The following is a 19420-nucleotide window of genomic DNA, read 5'->3' as shown; positions in this document are numbered from 1 at the left end:
GAGGACAAGGGGGACAAGGAGGAGAAGGAGGAGAAGGAGGAGAAGGAAGCGATTTTTCTTCCCCCCCATTCCCCACTCCCGATTCCAAAAAACCCAATTTAGAACGACAGCGATGGATATCTGCCTGGATAGGTGGGGCGCTAATTGCGATTAATCCCATCACTCTTGTTTGGGCAAGAATAGGTGTCTCAGATATGCTACTTTCTGGCTGCATGGGAACAGCATTACTCGCATTTTTTCTAGGATATGCTCGAAGAGGTATGAGCCAAGATGCAGGAGAAAAAGTATTTTCTGCCACACTCCAAAAAACCTACTCCCCACTCCCTACTCCCTACTCACTATTCTCCTTTCCAAAGGGTTGGTACTTGATTTTTTACATCCTAATTGCTTTAGCGGTTCTCACTAAAGGACCTGTTGGTATTGTCATACCAGGGTTAATTATTGGGGCATTTCTCATTTATGTGGGGAAGCTGCGACAAGTATTGCTGGAAATGGGTGTTATTTGGGGTTTATGTATAGTTTTAGCCCTAGCAGTACCCTGGTATGTTTTGGTGATTCTCGCCAATGGAGAAGACTATATTAATAAGTTTTTTGGGTATCATAACTTTGAGCGGTTTACTAGCGTTGTCAATCACCATTCAGCACCTTGGTATTTTTACTTTATTGTGGTATTAGTAGGATTTGCACCTTGGTCTAGTTACTTACCTGTTGCGATCGCAAGATTACGTTTTTGGCGGCGCAATCGTTGGCAATCCTCTCCCCGTTCCACTCAGTTAGGTTTATTTGCCCTATTTTGGTTTGCTGGGATTTTTGGTTTCTTCACCATTGCTGTAACTAAATTACCTAGCTACCTTGTCCCCCTAATGCCTGCTGCGGCAATTTTAGTCTCGTTATGGTGGAGTGACTTGTTTACTTATGGAGCAGAGGTAACAGGTGGTGAAAATAAAAAAGGAGCAAAAAAAGCCCTCTCAGCTCTAATATTAAGTGGTGGATTTAATATTGTATTATTGCTGGTAATTGGTGCGGCTATTTTCTTAAGTCCTAATTTTATAGGATACGATCCCGCTGCACCTAAATTAGCCCAATTGGTAGGAAATTCAGGTTTGTCTCTCGTCGGCGGTGTAATTTGGGGAATTGCGGCAATAGCTGCGAGTCTAACACTCTGGCAACGAGGTGGGTGGCGTTGGCTGTGGACAGTGAATTTTGTGGGATTTGTCGCATTTATTCTGTTTGTGATTACTCCAGCATCTTTTTTGATGGATAAAGCACGTCAGCTACCTTTACGACAATTATCTGCGATCGCAGTTCAAGTGGAACTACCAGGAGAAGAATTCGTGATGATGGGCTTTGAAAAACCCAGCGTGGCATTTTATAGCCAGAGATTAGTCCATTATTTTGACGAAGATGACGAAGCGATTGCCCACATTGAAAATATCGCCAAAACTCACTCTAATCCTCCCTCTGCTTTAGTTTTAATCGACACGAAACGGTTTAATGAAGTTAAGGAAAACTTGCTCAAGCCTGACGAATACAAAACATTAGCTAGTGCTGGCGCTTATCAACTTGTCCGCATTTCCAAATAGTCAATGGCTAATGGCTAATTGCTAATTGTGCTAATTGCTAATTTGTCTTCCCCCAATGGGCAGGGGAAGAATTAAAACTCAAAACTCAAAACTCTATTACCCATTCCATTCTAGTAACTAAGAAACAATGTCTGGTGTCGTCAAAATTAACATCACAGAATCTCCCGAAACCCTAAAAATTCTGCTATCTCAACAGAAACAAAAGCAGACTTTTGAACGTATTCAAGCATTGTACTTGCTCAAAACTGGGCAAGTGCAAACCGTACAGAATTTAGCGATAATTATTGGGCGGCATCGCACTACTGTTCAGGGTTGGTTGCGTCGCTATCGAGAGGGGGGAATGCCATTAATGTTAGACATGGGGAAAAGTTCTGGTAGGCCTTCGATGATTCCGGATTGGGCGATTGAACGTTTATTAGAAGAACTCAATTCTTCAAAAGCATTTTCTAGTTATGGCGAAGTTAAAGATTGGCTAGAAGAGGAGTTAGGAGTTCGAGCAAATTATGATGTAGTTCATAAGTTAGTCTGTTACAAACTCAAATATAAATTGAATCTATCTAGGAAGAAAGATTTGTAATTATTGGTTATTTATTGTTTGTTATTTATTGGGAGAAACAGTTGAAAGAAGAACGGACTTATTGGTTAGCATGGTCGCAAGTGCCGGGGGTAGGACCAATATTATTATTGCGACTAAAACAGCATTGTGGCACCCTAGCAGAGGCTTGGAGTGCCTCTGCTAAGGCAATAGGTGAGGTAGAAGGGTTTGGGGTGCGATTGGTGGAGGCTGTGGAAAAAGTGCGATCGCAAATTAATCCGGTACAATTCTTAGAAGAACATAGCATTAAAAACCCATTTTTCTGGACACCAGCCGATGCCGATTATCCCCGCTTATTACTAGAAATTCCCAGTCCACCCCCAGTTTTATACTATCGCGGACAGGTTAACCTCGACGAAAATCAAGGAATTAAACCCACAGTCAGTATTGTGGGTACTCGGGAACCTTCTGACTATGGTAAACGCTGGACTCGAAGAATTAGTATCGCCTTGGCAAAGCATGGTTTTACCGTCGTTTCTGGCATGGCTGCGGGCATTGATACTGAAGCCCATCAAGGTTGTTTAGATAGTGGAGGGAGGACTATTGGTGTTCTCGGTACTGGCGTTGATATTGTTTATCCGCCGCGCAATAAATCCCTTTACGAACAGATTCAACAGCAGGGATTAATCATCAGTGAATATCCCGCTGGCACTCAGCCAAATCGCCCTCATTTTCCTCAACGAAATCGCATTATTGCCGGGTTAACTCGTGCAGTTTTAGTGATGGAAGCCCCTCCCAAATCGGGGGCATTAATTACAGCCTACCAAGCTCAGGAATTTTGTCGGGATATTTATGCGCTACCAGGTTCTTTAGATAATCATAACTCTTCGGGCTGTTTGGCACTATTAAGTCGGGGGGCAAATGTGATTTTGAGTGAGGAGCATTTGTTGAATATGTTAGGTGTAATAGAAGCAGTAGATACCGGAGAGCAATTATCCTTATTCCCACAAGAAAAACCAAAAGCAATCTCTAATCTTAAAAGAGATAATACTTCAGCGGATATAAAGATAGGGAGTGGGGAAGGAAAATCTAAAGTTGAAAGTAATCAGCCTTCTGAGCCTAATTTAACACCCGAATTAGCGCAGGTATTTCAGACTTTAGGATATGAAGCGAAATCCTTTGATTTGATAATTCAGGAATCTGGTTTAGCAATCGGTTTGGTTTCCAGTTATTTATTGCAATTAGAATTAATGGGATTAGTTTCTCAGTTACCGGGAATGCAGTATCGACGATGTTAGTGACCTCTCTCCAAACCTCTCTCCTGCAAGGAGAGAGGCTTTGAAATTAAGTTGGTAGGTTGTGGGCAATATCCACAATCTGTCATGGAATTTAATTAGGTAACTTGGATGGAAATTGCCCACATTACTCATCTATTTTCTTGGAGTAATTCTCCGAAATCAGTCACAGAAGTAATAGTCACTGCTACCATCAGTAACCTTTGCAACTCGGAGATATCCTCTAAACGATTAATCGCAGCAATTAACTCAGGGGATAATGTTTGAAACCGTATCTGCAAGATATTAATTATGCTGGCACGTAAGATTTGCTGAGTCTGCTGAAGCCCTCTTTCCAATCCCCTTTCCAATCCCCTTTCCAATCCCCTTTCCAATCCCCTTTCCAATCCCCTCTCTTCCATGCGGCTAAGTAAAGGCATTTTTCTTTCCTCCTCGTAAGTAGTTAGTTTCTGTTCAAAACTTTGTTGTAACTCCTCCGGTAACGCCATCATCCTGTCAATTACCTGGAAAAGTTTGATAATATTTTCTCTATCATAACCTCGGTCATAGAGTCCTCGCACTAAACTCCACTTCCACTCCTCTCTTTCCCTGGGTTTACCTGTGGTGGCTTTGGTTTTTAAATGAGCCATAGCAATAATAGCAAAAGGATTGTTATTTTGCTCTAAATCCTGCCACTGTGTCAGATAATCCAAGAGTTTCACAATGGGAAACTTGAGGCTAACTTCACATCCTCCTAAAGTATAACCAAAAAATGACGGTCGCCACTTGCTTTGCTCATCTCCCAATACTGCTAAACTAACTACAGGTCTTTCGTAAAGGTCAAATGCCCGGTAGTTGTACATATACATCCGTTTGGCAAAGTTTGACTCTTCTTGGCTTTGTATCTCAATGTGAATTAATATCCACGTTGGTTCATTTCCATGTCGCCACACCTGAAATAACTTATCCACAAGGCGCAACCCAGAATCAGCGGCAGCAGTAATCTGTTGCAATTCTTTATCGAGAGATTGTGGCGGTTGACTCCAATCAATTAAAGCATGAACTTGGGGAAAAAAGAACTCTAAGAATGACTCAAAATAGTCCCCTATTGCCTCTTTCCAAGTATTATCGTACTCGGCATTTGGTTCATTCACCCTGATTTTACCTTTCTTAATTTCACATTCCCATTATATTCTAACAAACTCTTGTCCCTCAAATGAGTGACACTCAAATGAGTTACCCCAAATGAGCGTCACTAGAAAAAGCGACTGTTCATTGGTGAATCTTCCTAGTTATAAATAAAGAATCAAACCAGGGTGACATATCAATCTTGTTCGTAGTAGGCACTTCAGTGCCTAAAAACTTAGGATGATATTAAAATATGAACCTTCCATCTCAAACCGACCATAAAATAGAACAAAACCGAGTTCAATTCAAACAGCTAATTGCCGCCAATCCAAACCACTTTGGCAATCTCATTGATAGCCCCTATCAAGCTATCGAAAAAATTATCGGTAACACAACTTACGAAGAAGTAACTTGTGTTGGCTTCAACCAAAAACTCAACACACTAGAAGCCACAATTGAAATTAAACTTCCCTTTGGCTACGGCGGAAATCTCTGTAGCACAGGTTCAACTGAATACGTGCGATTTTTCCTCGACTACGGGGAAGGTGCAGGTTGGGAAGATGCGGGAGTTGTGGCAGTTAATGTTCACGATATTCCATCCGGATATGACTGCGCCCAGTCACCAGACAAACCTCTTAATTATGTTCTCACTCAGGAAATTAAGCCGCGCAAAAAATTCTGCGGTACGCCAGTATTGCCCCTAGTTCGTGCTATTCTTTCCTGGAATGCAATCCCATCATTAGATCCAAATCAGCCTCCAGTTTGGGGTAATGTTCTTGATGAATACATTCAGATTCCTCCTCGTCCGTGGTTTATTATTGATCTAGTGAATGTATTAGGTAATAATATCGGGCAGAAACTCACAATTCCACCGGAATTAGAGGGAGTTGAACTTGAACCCATTCCCATGCCAGATCCTCCACCTGTTGAATTATTGACACAGGTGAAAATGTATGGGGTTCAAGAGATTGACACGGTAGATAAACGTGGTGACAGAATCTTTGTTGAACCACATCGTTTTGGTTTTAATGACATTCAAAGTGCCATCGCACCCAATGCCTTAAGTCATGAAACAGTATCTGCTAAGATCGTTGAATGGAAGTCTGTGGGATTGGATTGGTCCGCAGCAGTTAACGCACTACAAGAAACCAGCGGTAATACCACTTATGAGGAATTACATTGTTTAGGTTTAGATTACAATCGCGAGTGGTTGGTTGCCACTTTACAGATTAAGCAGTCTGGCGGTTATTCTGGTAGTTTGTGTCAGAAAGGCAGTCAAGAATATATTGCTTTCTGGGCAGATTGGGATAACACTTGTGAATGGACTTATCTTGGTACGCGGGCGATTAACGTTCATGATATCCCCAAGATGCCAGGAGATGGTTTGCACTATGCGGCAATGTTGAAGGTGAATTTAGACCAACATCGCCGTACTTGTAAAGAACCAAAAGTTGCTCGTGTACGTGCGGTTTTATCCTGGAGTTTGCCACCTTCTACTACAGATCCCGATGATGTTCCTTTCTGGGGAAATCGTGTAGATTCTCACGTCCAAATTAAACCAGGAAAACCAAGTTCTCTTAAGCCTCAAGTTACCATTATCGGTGGAATTAGTACTGCCCAAACCGATATTTTCGGTAACGGGATGACCAAATCAGGTGCTGTTTTTGCCCTATATGGTAGCCCAGCAGATCCTAACGATCCTAGCCGATTCTGTCCTTTTGGTGGTCGCATTCATGTTCAAGCTTATGCACCGCCAGAATTAAGTGCTTTGGGTTATAAGTATCGCATTTTAGTCCGGAAATTTGGTACATTAACAGAAATTCCTGTTACTACGCCCTTCCAAATTGCTGATGGTGTCAATGCCCCAATTATCCGAACTCCTAATCCGGTAACGGGTTATATTTCCTACGTGAATCCTGCACAAAATATCTTTGATATGTTGGGTTGGTGGGATACTAGTGGAGATGATTTGTGGGAAATTCGCTTGGAAATGGTGGATGCAGCAAATAATTTCCTGGGCAGTACTATTTGGTATCGCATCCAATTAGATAATACCAGACCAGAAGCAGAAATTCACATTGATAATGGCGGTGATTGCCAAGATTTCTCCATTGGCATACCTGTAAATGGTCATTTTGTCGCCCGTGACAAAAACTTTGGTGTCTTCACTTTAGATACCTTACCTAATAGTTTAACGCCTCCCAATCCAATTCCTACATCTGGTATTTTCCAGACTGCACCTAATCCGATTGGTAATCCTTGGACGTTGGATACTAGTAGTATGAAACGTTGTGGTTATGTGGTTGTTCTCCGAGTTTGGGATCGGGCAATTGTTAATAGCATACCGGGTTCACATAATTACAATGAGGATGATGTGGGCTTCTGTCTGCGGGAAAAAAGTTAGTTGATATTGTCTTGATAGACGATAATTAACTCACCCCCCTAACCCCCCTTAGCAAGGGGGGAAACCAGAAAAAACTCTCTCCGTAGGGTGCGTTATGCGAAAGCTAACGCACCAGCTACACTATTAGTAAAGTTCCTGCCTAAATCATATTATTGTTAGCGAAAATTGCTAGAGAATCTTCAAGATATCTAATAGCAATTTCATTTATCTGTAGCAATACTTTATAAATTTGGTATGATTTTCAACCAAGCGAGCGCAATTGTTGCTCCTGTACCCATCTATCCAGCCAAACCAGATCTTCTCCTAATAATGGCGGTACTGGTTCTTGAGTATAATCTATTTCCAAATCGTAACTAGCTTGATCGTATATATTATTTAATAATTCCTGTAAATTTACTAATGGTTCCCTATCTCCAGATTTCAGAGGGATGGGAAATGAAGGTATGGCATCTTCCACATTAAAACCATACAAATCAGCATAAGGGCGACAATCTCCCCGACTGACTAAAATGCGATAGTGACTTTTAATATTACTACCATATACTGACAGCGGTTCCCCGCGACGTAATAAATCAATTTCTACTAAATGGGTGGCACTACCTAATACCCGATTTCGTTTGCTTTCATATTGCTTCCTGCCTTCTCCAGAGCGTTTATTAACAGGAGAGAGGAGTTCAATAGCTGTGACTACTTCTTTGGTAGCTACTTCTCGTATTTCTAAATAACCTTGTTTAACGGTTTCGGGGAGAGGAACTTCTACTTTTTGGGGTTTAAGAGTTGATTCCATAACCGCAATATTGCTGGTTGGTTGTTGAGTTTTTGTCTGAGAACTTTTCACAATTAAATCGGGAATGCCAACCAGTAGGGATTCTTCTCTAATGGTTTCATATATCCGTACCTCAACGGCAACTCTATATTTTGGTCGCAGTTGAGGGGAAAGTGACTTAGCAATTTCAATGATTAACCAGTGATGGATTCCTGGCCAGATTTCTGGATGTTCTAGGTACGGGTTCATCCCTGGGAAAGGAGAAGGCATAGAGTTTTTTCCTCGGTGTTGTATGCTTTAGTCTTATATTAATTGATTATATTCCATGATTCAAACACTAGGAAGCCTAATTGTTAATTTCTTCTATATTAGCTATTTTCCATCTACCGTTGTCAACCTGCAAAGTATAACGATATAGAGAAGTGCTAAGACCACTATTTGTATGATCGATCCCACTATTAACATGTAATATCAGATCTTGAGTAACTTTCACATCAATTGTTGCTTGATTCCCTTGCCGCGAAAAATTTCCAATAGCTTCAACAATAGATGAACTATATGTGTAGTAAGCGCTATATCGTTCCAGCCATTCAATCGAATCTATTGATCTTTCAAAATATTTACCTGTTGCGTATTGGTTTAAGAGTTCCCGATTAAATGGAGGTGCATAAATTTGTTCTTTAGCTTGCAGCCATGAATTAATCAAATTTACTGCTTCTATTTCAGTGAGTGGAATATTGATCGGGCTATTTGCTGGTACTGGTGGAGCTGCTTTAGCTTTCTCCGCTACTTTATATTGAAGGTTGGCTAGAGATTCCTGAATTTCTGGGTTTTTGCATATTAATGATTCTTCCTGTGGTAGATCATTTTTTAAGCATCTATTTGCAATATCTGAATATTTCATACTGATTTTGAGTTCACGATAGTTTCGCTGATAACGCCACCCAAATATCCCAGCGGTAATTGCCAAGCCTGTCATCATCAATGCCGCCGCAACTGAACCAAAAAGTACCCGTTTTTGAAACTTCCGGCTTCTCTCTCTTTCCTCTTCCAATTCCAAAGATTGCGCTTGATACTTCTGGCGAATAAAACTTACTAAATAATCGTGAACTAATTGATAATAGTCATCCGGAACCCCAGGTACTCGCAACAGTAACCCGGAACCTACTAAAATCTCTAACACCAAATCCAGTTTTTTGGCATCTCTTTCTAAATCTTTCGCTAACTCTACCTGAGTCTTCCTCAGTCGAGTGTTATTCTCATTCGTCAACCAGTACAATACTAACTTAGCCACTCGTTCATTTTCTTTGCCACAATCTTCCACCACTACTTCTAAAAATCGCTCTACCAGTTTTTGTTTGGGATTATTCCCAAGTTCCCGATACTGGTTCAAAGTAGTAATTTTTTCTGTTTCCAATTGTGTCCCCACCACCTGGAATTCAATCGGACGTACTTCCCCCAATTCTCCCGCTAAATCCTTGACGAATTCTGCCACTAAATCTGACTCTAAGGTAAATTGAGAACGGTTGGTTAATCCTTGAATTATATCTTGGGCATCTTGGGTAGAAAAATTACCTAAATAATAGAGGATATGCTGGTAATTAGTGTCAAAATTTGCCAAATCAGTCGTGCGGCTGAATTCTAATAAATAATATAGGTAATCTTCCCGCAGAGATAGAATCACTTTTAAATAAGGAATCTCTAAACACTGGTGCAAAAAGTCATAAAATTCTCGGCGACTGCTTGGGTTGGAGTTATCGAAGAAGAATTCTTCAAATTGATCGAAAATTAGTACTGTGTAAAGATTTTGGTGTTCATTTTGACGTAATTGTTTGATAATTGATTTGACAGAGGGTGGGTTTTGTTGATTTGTTTGTGGTTTACTGACATTATCTTCTAAACCTGCCCCTAGAGATGAATGATATTTTTGGATCGTATCTGTTAAAGCTTGGGCTAATGTCGCAACCCAATCTTTATAAAGCCGCACCAAAATAGGTAAAATATCCCGCCCTTCAAAATAAGTCTGTTCTAAAACTGGGATTAACGCTGCTTCTATGATAGAACTTTTCCCGACTCCCGATGGTCCATAAATTATCGTTAATTTGCGATCCCGTCTTTTTACCCTCTCTACTAATTCCTCTATATCTTTCTCCCGCCCAAACTCTTGGATTGCATCTTCTATAGGGACAGTTTTTCTCTCCCCAGATACAGGATTAATCATCTGTTTCGCTGGTGGCAATCGTCTGGCACCGATAAACGCCCGCAACCCATATTGATTCTCTATTTTTATTTGTTCTAATTTTAGATTAAAGGCGGGTAAATATTCGGCTTGTTCAAACTTTAAGGTGCGCAATTCTGCCAATATCTCGACGTAAAGGCTGGGATCGTATTGATGTAGGTTTTCTCCGAGATTATGGGCGTGTTCTAAATTTGCGATCGCGTCTTTAATTTGACCGAGGTGTCGCTGAGATTTTGCTAAAATAAAATAACATACTCCTAATATTTTTGGATGAGGATCTGCTATCGTCTTTAATAAATCTAATCCTTGCTGCGCCTGTTGTTTCGCATCTTGCCAATGGTCTTTTTTCAGTGCTACTTCTGCGAAAAAGCTATAATCTTGAGCAACTAACCTTGTCTCTCCTTGACTTTGATGGATCTTGGCTACTTTTTGGGCAATTCTTTCCAGGGATTCCCATTCTCCTAATTGTCGCAGTAATTCTCCCAATTTACGACTATGGTTGGCTAAGAAATCGCTACTATTTGCCTGTTCAAATTGCTCAATAGATTCTCTAATCCTATTCCTTGTTTCTGCCCGATAGTCTTTCCCTTTCAAATAATAAGCCCAAGCGATATTCAATAAAACTACACCACTGCGATCGAATTGGTTCGTTGACTGCCAAAATGCTAAACTTGCCTGATACTGTTCAATCGCTTCATCTAACTGATTCTCTCGAAATTGAATAAGTCCTAAAATTAATGATAAAATAGCTTCAATTTCTGGTGCTAATCCCTCTACTTGATTCCTTAAATCCTCCTGAATCCTTTTCAATTCAGCGGCATCTAAGGTAAACTTTTGCTCATCAGTAAAAGCAAGATCTGCATTTTCCCGCACTAACGCCATCAGTTGATTATTTGGCATAGTAAATTCAATGGGTGTACTCATCCAACTGAAAAAATCCGGCGCTATCCGTCTCAGCTTTCTCAATACTCCATCCGTCACCCATAGCACAAGCGGAAAGGTAAAACTTAAAAAGCGATCGCGCACCCTATTAGTAGCAATCAGCAAGTCATCAAGAGCCACCACAGACTCTAAATCCCACACCATTAAACCCTTTAATGGCTGACTGTCAAAACGATCTAAAATCCCAGTATAAAGAGTTGTGGTAGATGGTGCTAAAATTAACTCTGGAATATCCCAATTACTTTCCTGGTGCAACCGTTGCAGGATTTGCGATCGCAAACTTTTATAGTTACACCTTACCAAAATTAGTGAAAAGCGTCCCTGAGAAAGTGCGATCGCTCGTGTTAAAGTTTTAAGGGATCGAGCGTTATTATCGGTAATTTCTTCTAATAGGTTTGGGTTATTCATAATTTAAACTTAATTCATTTTAAATTTTATAGACAGTTAAATATTCCCTAGCATCGAAACGATTAAGATTAAGTTCTTATTACTGATAACCCGACAGTGGTTTTAACCACTGTCTAATAGCTCAAGTCGGTTGAAACCGACTGGATGATAATTTTAGTCTATTTTAACCGACAACTTGCAGCAGTAGCGATAACCCGGCAGTGGTTTTAACCACTGCCTAATAGCTTAAGTCAGTTTTAACTGACTTGCATCAGAATTTAAGTCCATTTTAATGGACTTCAGCTATTAGCCGTAGAATTAATTCTACGGCGGGTTTTCTAGCTTACTGACAATGGTGCAAGTTATTAGTTTTAATGGACTTCAGCTATTAGCCGTGTCATTAATGAGACGGCGAGCGATCTTGTTTCCACAACTTATATTTATCCGTTTCAAACAACAACGGATTCAGATTAAACCAAATGCCTCTCTCGTCGTGGTATTCAAAAACAAAGAGAGTTTGTAATAGGGTTTGGTATTCGAGATCCCCCTTGACTCTTTGCTCCTTTACTACTTGAAATAACAACTCCCACTCTTCCTCATCAATAGCTGCGAGTAAACTATCCCTTTCCTTGCGAATTACGTTTTCCAAAACACTGCGAGAAATCGGTGGATCTTCCTCCTGAATACAACCATAAAGCATCCCCATCAAATGCCGCACATGACCGCCATTTATCCGGCACAATCTGTTTAATGTGTCAAGATTATCAAAAAGATCTGTAACTAGATTTAGACGTTTTTCTTTTGTAACATTTGGAAAAGCTCTTGCTAGTACCATTTGCCGCAATAAAGCCATACCTTCAGGATGATCTGTCCCATCTCTTAATTGCACTGGTACCATTGGTAAGACAATCGGACTGTTACCATTTCCTAAACGATTTTTTAGCGGTTCCCTGGCATTAGAGAAAATCAAAGATAGGGGTAAAGTGTAAACCAAATGGCAATTAATTTGTCGTAAATCTTCTCCTCGATCGACAAAGAGATATTCATCTAATGGTTTGCTGGATGCGGCTGTTATTTTATTTTGGACTCGATCCAAATTATCCACAATTACCACTAACCCTTTCTTGCCACCCTCTTTTAACTGCTCTGTAGCCACATCGATAATTTCTTCATTAATCAGCCGCAAGATTTGATTAGTTTGCGGTTCAACATGTTGTCTAAGTCTGGAACGAACTTGGGGACTATTTTTAGCTTTAACCGTAATCTTAGCAATTTCCGCAGGCAAGGAAAATTCTACACCTTCTTGACTCGCCTTAACTGTGCCAATTCCAGGTACATTAGCTTCAGCACTAATATCTATGTCCAAAACATTGGCAATATTTTTCAAGAAAGATTTAAAGCCTTGAGGTTGCAACCTGATCTGACTTTTTTGTAAACTTTCACTTACCTGATGGGCAATCGCCAGTAAAATATCAGTAATATCGACATCTGCTACATCTAAGTCATCAGTCACCTGAAAGTAAACAACATGAAACCCGGCATCCTTTAGTTCAACTTCCAACCGCGATAATTCCGTAGACTTACCACAGCCGATATGCCCAGTAAACAACTGACAAGTAGGTTGATTGGGGGATAGACGGGTAATAGTGCGCTTGAGTTTATCAATAACTTTCTCACTCCGCACAGTGGCAAAATCAATATAGTATTTACGATCCTCACTACTCCCCATATTTAGGGTTTTACTGGGATTGCAAGCCGCAAAAAATCGATCTAAATCTAAGTTCATTACAATAAGTTAAGTCCCAGGGAAACTACCTACCGACAAAATCAGTCAATTCTATCTTATCAGCACCCCCCGGATATTGCCAATTGAGTCATCGCTAAAATTTTAGTAACACTTACAACTCACTCAGTTTATGAATTTATCTTTTACCTTAACATGCCGTTGCCCTTTTTCCTGAAGATGAGGAGATAGTTTCGTGACATTCACTCCTGGTGTTGCTCTTGCCGAGTTGAACGATCCCGATTCATAGCCACAGGAAGGATCTAATTTTCTTTTCCCCCCTTTTTTTAAGGGGGGTTAGGGGGGATCTAATTTTATTTATAAATCACCTCGAATAAATCTCATTATAATAAATTAAGTCCAATGGAAACTACCTACCGATAAAATCAGTCAACTCTATTTTAAGCAATCCCATCGGATCTGACCAGATCATTTATTATCACATTTCTCATCCTATGAACTCATTAGTTGGCAAAACGTTACAAGGTGCTAAATATACTCTAGAACAAGAATTAGGCAGGGGTGGTTTTGGTGTCACCTATAAAGCCACCCATCACTACTTGAATCAAACAGTAGTGATTAAAACCCTCAACCAATCCCTCCTCCAGCACCCAAATTACGATCGCTTTTTGCAACAATTTCAGGATGAAGGGCGACGGTTAGCACTCTGCATCCATCCTCATATTGTCAGAGTGAGTGACTTCTTCCATGAAGCGGCACAACCCTATATGGTAATGGACTATATTGAAGGTCAAACATTGGATTTTGTAGTATTACAAGGGAAACCTTTAAATGAAGCAACGGCAATTTATTACATCCGACAAATTGGCGAAGCCTTAAAAGTCGTTCATCAAAAAGGATTTCTCCATCGAGATATTAAACCTGCTAATATTATTCTCAGAACCCCCCCATCCCCCCTTATTAAGGGGGGAGAACAGAGAGATAAGGGAGATAGGGGAGATAAGGGAGATAGGGGAGATAAGGGTAATGAAGTAGTGTTAATTGATTTTGGCATAGCGAGAGAATTTACATCCCAATCTACCCAAACTCATACAAGTATGCTCTCAGAAGGATATGCGCCCATCGAACAATATTTAATCAAAGAAAAGCGCACTCCCGCCTCAGATGTTTACGGTCTTGCCGCCACACTCTATACTTTAATTACAGCTCAAATACCCACACCCTCAGTAATTCGCGATCGCCAACCGATGCCCGAACCCCGGGAACTCCAGCCTGACATCAGTGCAGCCCTCAATCAAGCGATAATGCAAGGAATGGCAATCGAAGCACGTCATCGCCCTCCAACAGTAGATGATTGGTTATTCCTTTTACCAGAAGTAGAGTTCAATCCAACAAAAGAATACCCCATCACACTACTACAAACCCAAACCGAACCAACTATTTCTATTCCCCAAGAAGAACCTAATCTTGAGTCAGAGTCTAAATCAAATATCTATAGTTTACTCTATCAAAAGCGTATTTTAATCGGAATAGGAGGAGTATTTGCGATCGCAACAAGTTTAATTGCTTGGCAAACCCTCTCCCATAAACCCAAACCACCCTCAGTTATACCTGCTATCCAGCCTTCAGTCACACCAATTGCCATACCCATACCCACAGAAACATCCACACCCACAACTAATAACGATAAAGTTGATAACAATAACGATAAAGTTGATAATATCCCCCAAAAGACCACCAAACCAGTACAAAAGAGTGAACCAGATTCCCCACCTCAACCAACCCGTCGTCGCTCTTCTAATAGAAGAATTGACATCCCAACTAAGCCATCTTCAGAAACTGAAAGAGAATCTTCTCCACCAATACCAGTCAATAGAAAAAATCGACAGGTAACTCCACCTCCGACAAGAGAAACCCAACCAAATCCAGTATCTTCTCCCATTCAATCTAAACCAGTGAAACCAAAAGAAACCAGTCCACCCGCACCAGAAATAGCACCACCATCAGTACAATTAAGAGAACCAATTCAAGATATCCAAAAAGTAGCACCTCCACCAGCAGCACCCAAACCGAAAAAAACCGAACCAACTCCAGTGGAAGAGGGGAATGAGGGGAATGGAGAATAGAATGGGGAATAAATTAGTCTATCTGTAGGGTGCGTTATGCGAAAGCTAACGCACCAGTAATACTACAGCGGTTTCCGTAGTAATGAGGTACACTTAATTAATCCTCAGAATTAAGCAATTGGTTTGTTAATTTCTGCTGCTGTACCTCATAAAAGCGGGAATCGCTGTATATTTATTACTAAAGTTGCTGCGTAAATCCTACCTAATCGACTCTCCCTGTTATTGAATCGATCAAAAAACCTCTCCATCTCCAAAACAAATACTATCATTATCCATGCCCAATCTTAATCCACAATACGGTTTAGCAATACATACAAGTAGTTCAGAATTAGGACTAGCCATCAGTAATTTTAGCGACAACACCCGCCACCAAGCCTGGGAATTGGGACAAGAGTTGTCAACCCATCTACATCAATATTTGCAAGAATTTATCCAACCACAAACTTGGTCAGAATTAGCATTTATTGCCGTAGCAAAAGGACCGGGAAGTTTTACAGGTACGCGGATTGGAATTGTGACAGCGCGAACCATTGCACAACAATTAAATATTCCCCTATTTGCTATTTCCACTTTAGCAGCAATAGCTTGGTCGCGGAAAGGAGGGCGCAATCGGGAAATAAGCCCGACTTCAGATTCCACTGCGATCGCAAACCCCTCCGGCGTAGTTCAGATTGCACTGCAAATGCCTGCTCAAAGAGATCAATTATTTACTGGTATTTATCAACAAAAACCAAATAATTTAGGTCTGATTGAGCTATTCTCAGATCGAGCCATAACACCAGATTTATGGGCTAATACCTTAAATAATTTGTCAATAGAATATCAGTTAATTAATATTCCCGCCGGAGCAGGATTGGGTACATCAGTTTCCAGTTTGCTGGAACTTGCTTATATAAATTGGCAAGAAGAAGAGCGCCCTCATTTTTCAGAAGCACTACCTTTTTACGGTCAACATCCGGTGGAGGGAAGGGAATTGAATAAGAAATTAGAGGTTGTCGGCAAGAAAGATGTAGGGTAGGCAATCCCTACAATCTTCTGTGGGATTGGATTACATGACTTGGATGGACATTCTTCTCCCTAGGCTTAATTTAGAGAGTGAAGAAATGAAGCTACTTTACTATTGACAAAAATTCATATTTAATAGATAATAGGATTGACAGTTCTAATAGAACAAAGTCGAAAAAGATTATACTTTAATCTTTCCATGAGTTATTGTGACTTGCGATAGTGACTCTGTATCGCATCGATCGACAGACTCACAAGTCAGTGCCCAACTGTGGCAAGTGTCCGCACTGGCTCCTGCTCCGTCCTTTAAAGGAGACAAATTTATTATGGCTTCCAAAGAAACCCGCAAGCCATGGGTAATTAACCGTCTACTACCCACGCTGCAATGGGCACTAGTCGGTCGCTACCGCAGTCGTTCGGATGCAGAGGGGTATCTTCAGCTATGCCGCGAACGAGTCCCTAATGCCCGATTTGAAGTCGTTTTTGATATGAGCGAGACTAAAGCATCCTCTGGGGATGGACATTAGGAGTTAGGAGTTAGGAGTTAGGAGTTAGGAGTTAGGGTAAATTAGCCATTCGCAAAGAAAAACTTTTAACTTTTAACTTTTAACTTTTGACTTTTGACTTTTGACTTTTAAATTTTGACTTTTAAATTTTGACTTTTGACTTTTTGATATGCCTAGCTACCCTGGAATTTCTAGCGACGCTTTCAGACATCCCCTCGATCAACAAGCTGAAGAAGCTTTGCGCAGCGTCCCCGGATTTAACTTAGTTGCCCGTAAGTTTGTAGAATTTCTCTATGAACGTCCTCAGTTTATTTATCTGATGGGCAATAGCATCCAAGTTGGTCCCCGCCAATATTCTACGATTTATCGTCTATTTCGAGAATGCGTTCGCGATTTAGATGTACACCCAGAGCCGACATTATTTGTAAGTCAAAATCCCCAAGTAAATAGCTATGCTTTGGGGCAAGACCATCCTTATATCGTATTAAATACTGGATTATTAGACTTACTTACAGAAGCAGAAATTCGCACAGTTTTAGCTCATGAATTAGGTCATATAAAATGCGGTCATACCATCTTAATTCAGATGGGAATTTGGGTGATGCAAGCCGCCTCATTTCTAGGGGACGTAACCTTTGGTATTGGGAATATCATTAGTAGTGGCTTACTCTATGCCTTTTATGAATGGCGGCGCAAAGCCGAATTATCTTCAGATAGAGCCGCATTACTCGTAACGGACGATCTTAATATTGTCATGCGGACAATGATGAAACTATCAGGTGGTTCTCATCAATACGGACACGAATGTAGCCTAGATGAATTTATCCGTCAATCGGACAGTTTTCAAGAACTTGACCAAGATAGTCTCAATCAAATATATAAATTTTTACTCTACAACGGGGGTAATGGTTCATTTCTCAGCCATCCCTTTCCTGTTGAAAGAGTGCGCTATCTGCGGGATTGGGCAAATTCCGATGAGTATCGTCAAATTCAGCAGGGTAATTACCAACGGGTGACGCAGGAAGGTTCAGTGGATGTGCCATCCCAAACTGCGGCAGAGAATGAAGCTGAAAGACTGCGACATCAACTTGAAGAATTGCAACGGGAAATCGATCGGATCAAGTCTCAGTCTAATAATCCTTAGTTTTCTGACTCTCCAATATTCGTTCAATCCTCAATAGGATGTTTTTTGCCGTCTTCTTAGCAGAATCGCTTGATTTACAGTCATCAGCAGATACACGAATTATTCTTACGCCCTCATCCTCCAAGTGACGTAATCTTTCTTGTGCTGCGGCTGGGGATTCCTGATGCCAGCGATCGCCGTCCACCTCGACAACGAACGTCATACCTCGACAAATGACAACGAAATCAGGTTCAATCCGCTTAAAGAGGGGACCCTTGGATGTTACGACTGGTAACGGCATTACTGGCAATCCTGTATCACGTAGAGCAACGAATAGCAGGACTTCTGGCTGGGATCTAAATAGCAATCCCTCATGCTCGATAGTCGCTGGATTAGAAGAGTGTGCACGCCCTTGATTTGTCACGCCCCTAGAGGCTGAAATAGCTATTGCTGAAAACTGAACCATAAAACCATGAGCATCACTTACCACAATAGCGTTGGCGAGTTCAGCAAGCTCTTTCTCAACTGTGGTTCGTTTTTCTTTGCCATCAAACGCAGCCCAATCTTGTGGAGATAGAGACACTGTGATTAACCATGTCCATATCCCACCATCCCAGTTATCGTAATCTTCTAGTGTGATGCTAACTCCACGAGTGCGTAACGCTCGCGAAACCACTTCTAATCCCCGTCCATCTGCAAATTCTGCAAGAGTGTTAGCAAGAGTTTCGTTTGTTGGGTTTCGTTTCCATTAAAAAATGCGTCATTTGTTAATAGAACAATAATTCTTCTGCCCGATCGAGATTTTGCTGGACTTCTGCAAAATTCGGATCGATTGTCAATGCCTTTCTAAAAGCCGCAATCGCACCTCCGAGTTTATTTTGCTGCAATAGCGCCTTTCCTAAACTGTTATACGCTGTTACTTCTAAGGGATAGAATTCAATGGATTTATTGTAGGCGGCAATCGCCTCTTCTATGCGATCTTGCTTCATCAAAGCATCCCCTAAGCGATTGTAGGTGAGGAAATCAACTAATGTGGGAAGCCATTCAAGATTTTTACGGTAGAGGGCGATCTTTTGCTCTATTTTCCCTTGCCGGATTAAGGCATTGCCTAAGTAGCTGTGTTTCCAAGCAAATTTGAAAGCAGATTTAGGAATGAGAGCGATCCCTTGGCGATAAGTATCTACCGCTTCTCTCGATCGATCTTGCTTCAGCAAGGCATCTCCCAAATAATCATAAGCACTTTTGTTTTGGGAGTTCAGAAGGTTGCCAGCGTATATCATTGTAGTAGAGTTCAGCCGCCCGCTCTCCGTTATTAGCGCCAAGCATAACCCTGAAGGAGCCATATCCCAATGAGCCAGATTCAAGCGCTCCACCAAAAAGCAATGGATTTAGCCGAAGCCGCAGCAGTAGCCCGTTTGAGGGGCGCTTTAGAACAGGCTGCACAATTGACGCGCCAAGCCTTTGAGCAAGAAGCTCAAGCCGCTGCCTTAATCGCTAACAAACTTGATGCCGAACCCACTCGTTCCGTACTCCACCGCAGCGCCGCCTCTCTCGCGATCGAATGTTGTGAGTTACGAACCGCAGAACGTTTGATCGCCACAGCATTATAGCAACCGCCAAGGCGGTTAGGACGCAAGGCGTAGAACATCATCGACCGC

At 41.2% G+C, this 19420-nt stretch carries 15 protein-coding genes; 9 read left to right on the top strand and 6 right to left on the bottom strand.

What is annotated here, in order from left to right:
• The 3 genes from NJ959_RS10705 to dprA form a co-directional block, all read left to right on the top strand.
• The coding region (locus NJ959_RS10705; RefSeq protein WP_254011738.1) for an ArnT family glycosyltransferase at nt 1-1583 on the top strand (1583 nt) is incomplete at its 5' end.
• Between the two features lie 127 nt (nt 1584-1710).
• Complete coding sequence (locus NJ959_RS10700; protein ID WP_254011737.1) at nt 1711-2160, top strand: helix-turn-helix domain-containing protein; 450 nt, start codon at nt 1711-1713, stop codon at nt 2158-2160.
• Nucleotides 2161-2201: 41 nt separating this feature from the next.
• Nucleotides 2202-3416 (top strand): DNA-processing protein DprA, encoded by a 1215-nt coding sequence (gene dprA, locus NJ959_RS10695; protein WP_254011736.1) that lies wholly within the window; start codon nt 2202-2204, stop codon nt 3414-3416.
• A gap of 128 nt (nt 3417-3544) precedes the next feature.
• Here the strand turns inward: dprA and NJ959_RS10690 are convergent, their stop codons facing one another.
• Nucleotides 3545-4546 (bottom strand): RpnC/YadD family protein, encoded by a 1002-nt coding sequence (locus NJ959_RS10690; protein ID WP_254011735.1) that lies wholly within the window; start codon nt 4544-4546, stop codon nt 3545-3547.
• A gap of 227 nt (nt 4547-4773) precedes the next feature.
• Between NJ959_RS10690 and NJ959_RS10685 the strand changes: the two genes are divergently transcribed.
• On the top strand, nt 4774-6924 hold the full coding sequence (locus NJ959_RS10685) for a hypothetical protein (RefSeq protein ID WP_254011734.1): 2151 nt from the start codon (nt 4774-4776) through the stop codon (nt 6922-6924).
• Between the two features lie 241 nt (nt 6925-7165).
• Here the strand turns inward: NJ959_RS10685 and NJ959_RS10680 are convergent, their stop codons facing one another.
• From NJ959_RS10680 to NJ959_RS10670, 3 genes are all read right to left on the bottom strand, one after another.
• Nucleotides 7166-7960, bottom strand: a complete 795-nt coding sequence (locus NJ959_RS10680) for a DUF4058 family protein (RefSeq protein WP_254011733.1) — start codon at nt 7958-7960, stop codon at nt 7166-7168.
• A gap of 76 nt (nt 7961-8036) precedes the next feature.
• On the bottom strand, nt 8037-11279 hold the full coding sequence (locus tag NJ959_RS10675; protein ID WP_254011732.1) for an nSTAND1 domain-containing NTPase: 3243 nt from the start codon (nt 11277-11279) through the stop codon (nt 8037-8039).
• A 379-nt stretch (nt 11280-11658) separates the two neighbouring features.
• A complete protein-coding gene (locus NJ959_RS10670) occupies nt 11659-13044 on the bottom strand; it encodes a P-loop NTPase fold protein (protein WP_254011731.1) in 1386 nt (461 codons plus the stop codon).
• A gap of 452 nt (nt 13045-13496) precedes the next feature.
• On the opposite strand from NJ959_RS10670, the gene NJ959_RS10665 reads away from it, so the two are divergent.
• The 4 genes from NJ959_RS10665 to NJ959_RS10650 all read left to right on the top strand — a co-directional run bounded on the left by NJ959_RS10665 (nt 13497) and on the right by NJ959_RS10650 (nt 17783).
• Nucleotides 13497-15128, top strand: coding sequence for a serine/threonine protein kinase (locus tag NJ959_RS10665; RefSeq protein ID WP_254011730.1), 1632 nt, complete (start codon nt 13497-13499; stop codon nt 15126-15128).
• A 274-nt stretch (nt 15129-15402) separates the two neighbouring features.
• Nucleotides 15403-16146 (top strand): tRNA (adenosine(37)-N6)-threonylcarbamoyltransferase complex dimerization subunit type 1 TsaB, encoded by a 744-nt coding sequence (tsaB, locus tag NJ959_RS10660; RefSeq protein WP_254011729.1) that lies wholly within the window; start codon nt 15403-15405, stop codon nt 16144-16146.
• 313 nt (nt 16147-16459) lie between these two features.
• Nucleotides 16460-16660, top strand: a complete 201-nt coding sequence (locus NJ959_RS10655; protein ID WP_254011728.1) for a hypothetical protein — start codon at nt 16460-16462, stop codon at nt 16658-16660.
• 148 nt (nt 16661-16808) lie between these two features.
• The gene (locus NJ959_RS10650; RefSeq protein WP_254011727.1) at nt 16809-17783 is read left to right on the top strand and encodes a M48 family metallopeptidase; all 975 of its coding nucleotides are present in this window, start codon (nt 16809-16811) and stop codon (nt 17781-17783) included.
• Here NJ959_RS10650 and NJ959_RS10645 read toward each other — a convergent pair.
• Nucleotides 17770-18438 carry a putative endonuclease domain-containing protein gene (locus NJ959_RS10645; protein ID WP_254011726.1) on the bottom strand — a complete coding sequence of 223 codons (669 nt, stop codon included), beginning with the start codon at nt 18436-18438 and terminating at the stop codon, nt 17770-17772. The genes NJ959_RS10650 and NJ959_RS10645 overlap by 14 nt on opposite strands.
• 91 nt (nt 18439-18529) lie before the next feature.
• Complete coding sequence (locus NJ959_RS10640) at nt 18530-19042, bottom strand: tetratricopeptide repeat protein (protein WP_254011725.1); 513 nt, start codon at nt 19040-19042, stop codon at nt 18530-18532.
• 69 nt (nt 19043-19111) lie between these two features.
• Between NJ959_RS10640 and NJ959_RS10635 the strand changes: the two genes are divergently transcribed.
• On the top strand, nt 19112-19372 hold the full coding sequence (locus NJ959_RS10635; protein ID WP_254011724.1) for a hypothetical protein: 261 nt from the start codon (nt 19112-19114) through the stop codon (nt 19370-19372).
• Nucleotides 19373-19420 lie beyond the last annotated feature (48 nt).

It is taken from the genome of Limnofasciculus baicalensis BBK-W-15 (assembly GCF_024178385.1).
In the GTDB taxonomy this organism is placed as follows: Bacteria; Cyanobacteriota; Cyanobacteriia; order Cyanobacteriales; family Coleofasciculaceae; genus Limnofasciculus; species Limnofasciculus baicalensis.
The sequence above is the reverse complement of the archived record's forward strand: the minus strand, read 5'-3'. Positions and strand labels throughout refer to the sequence as shown.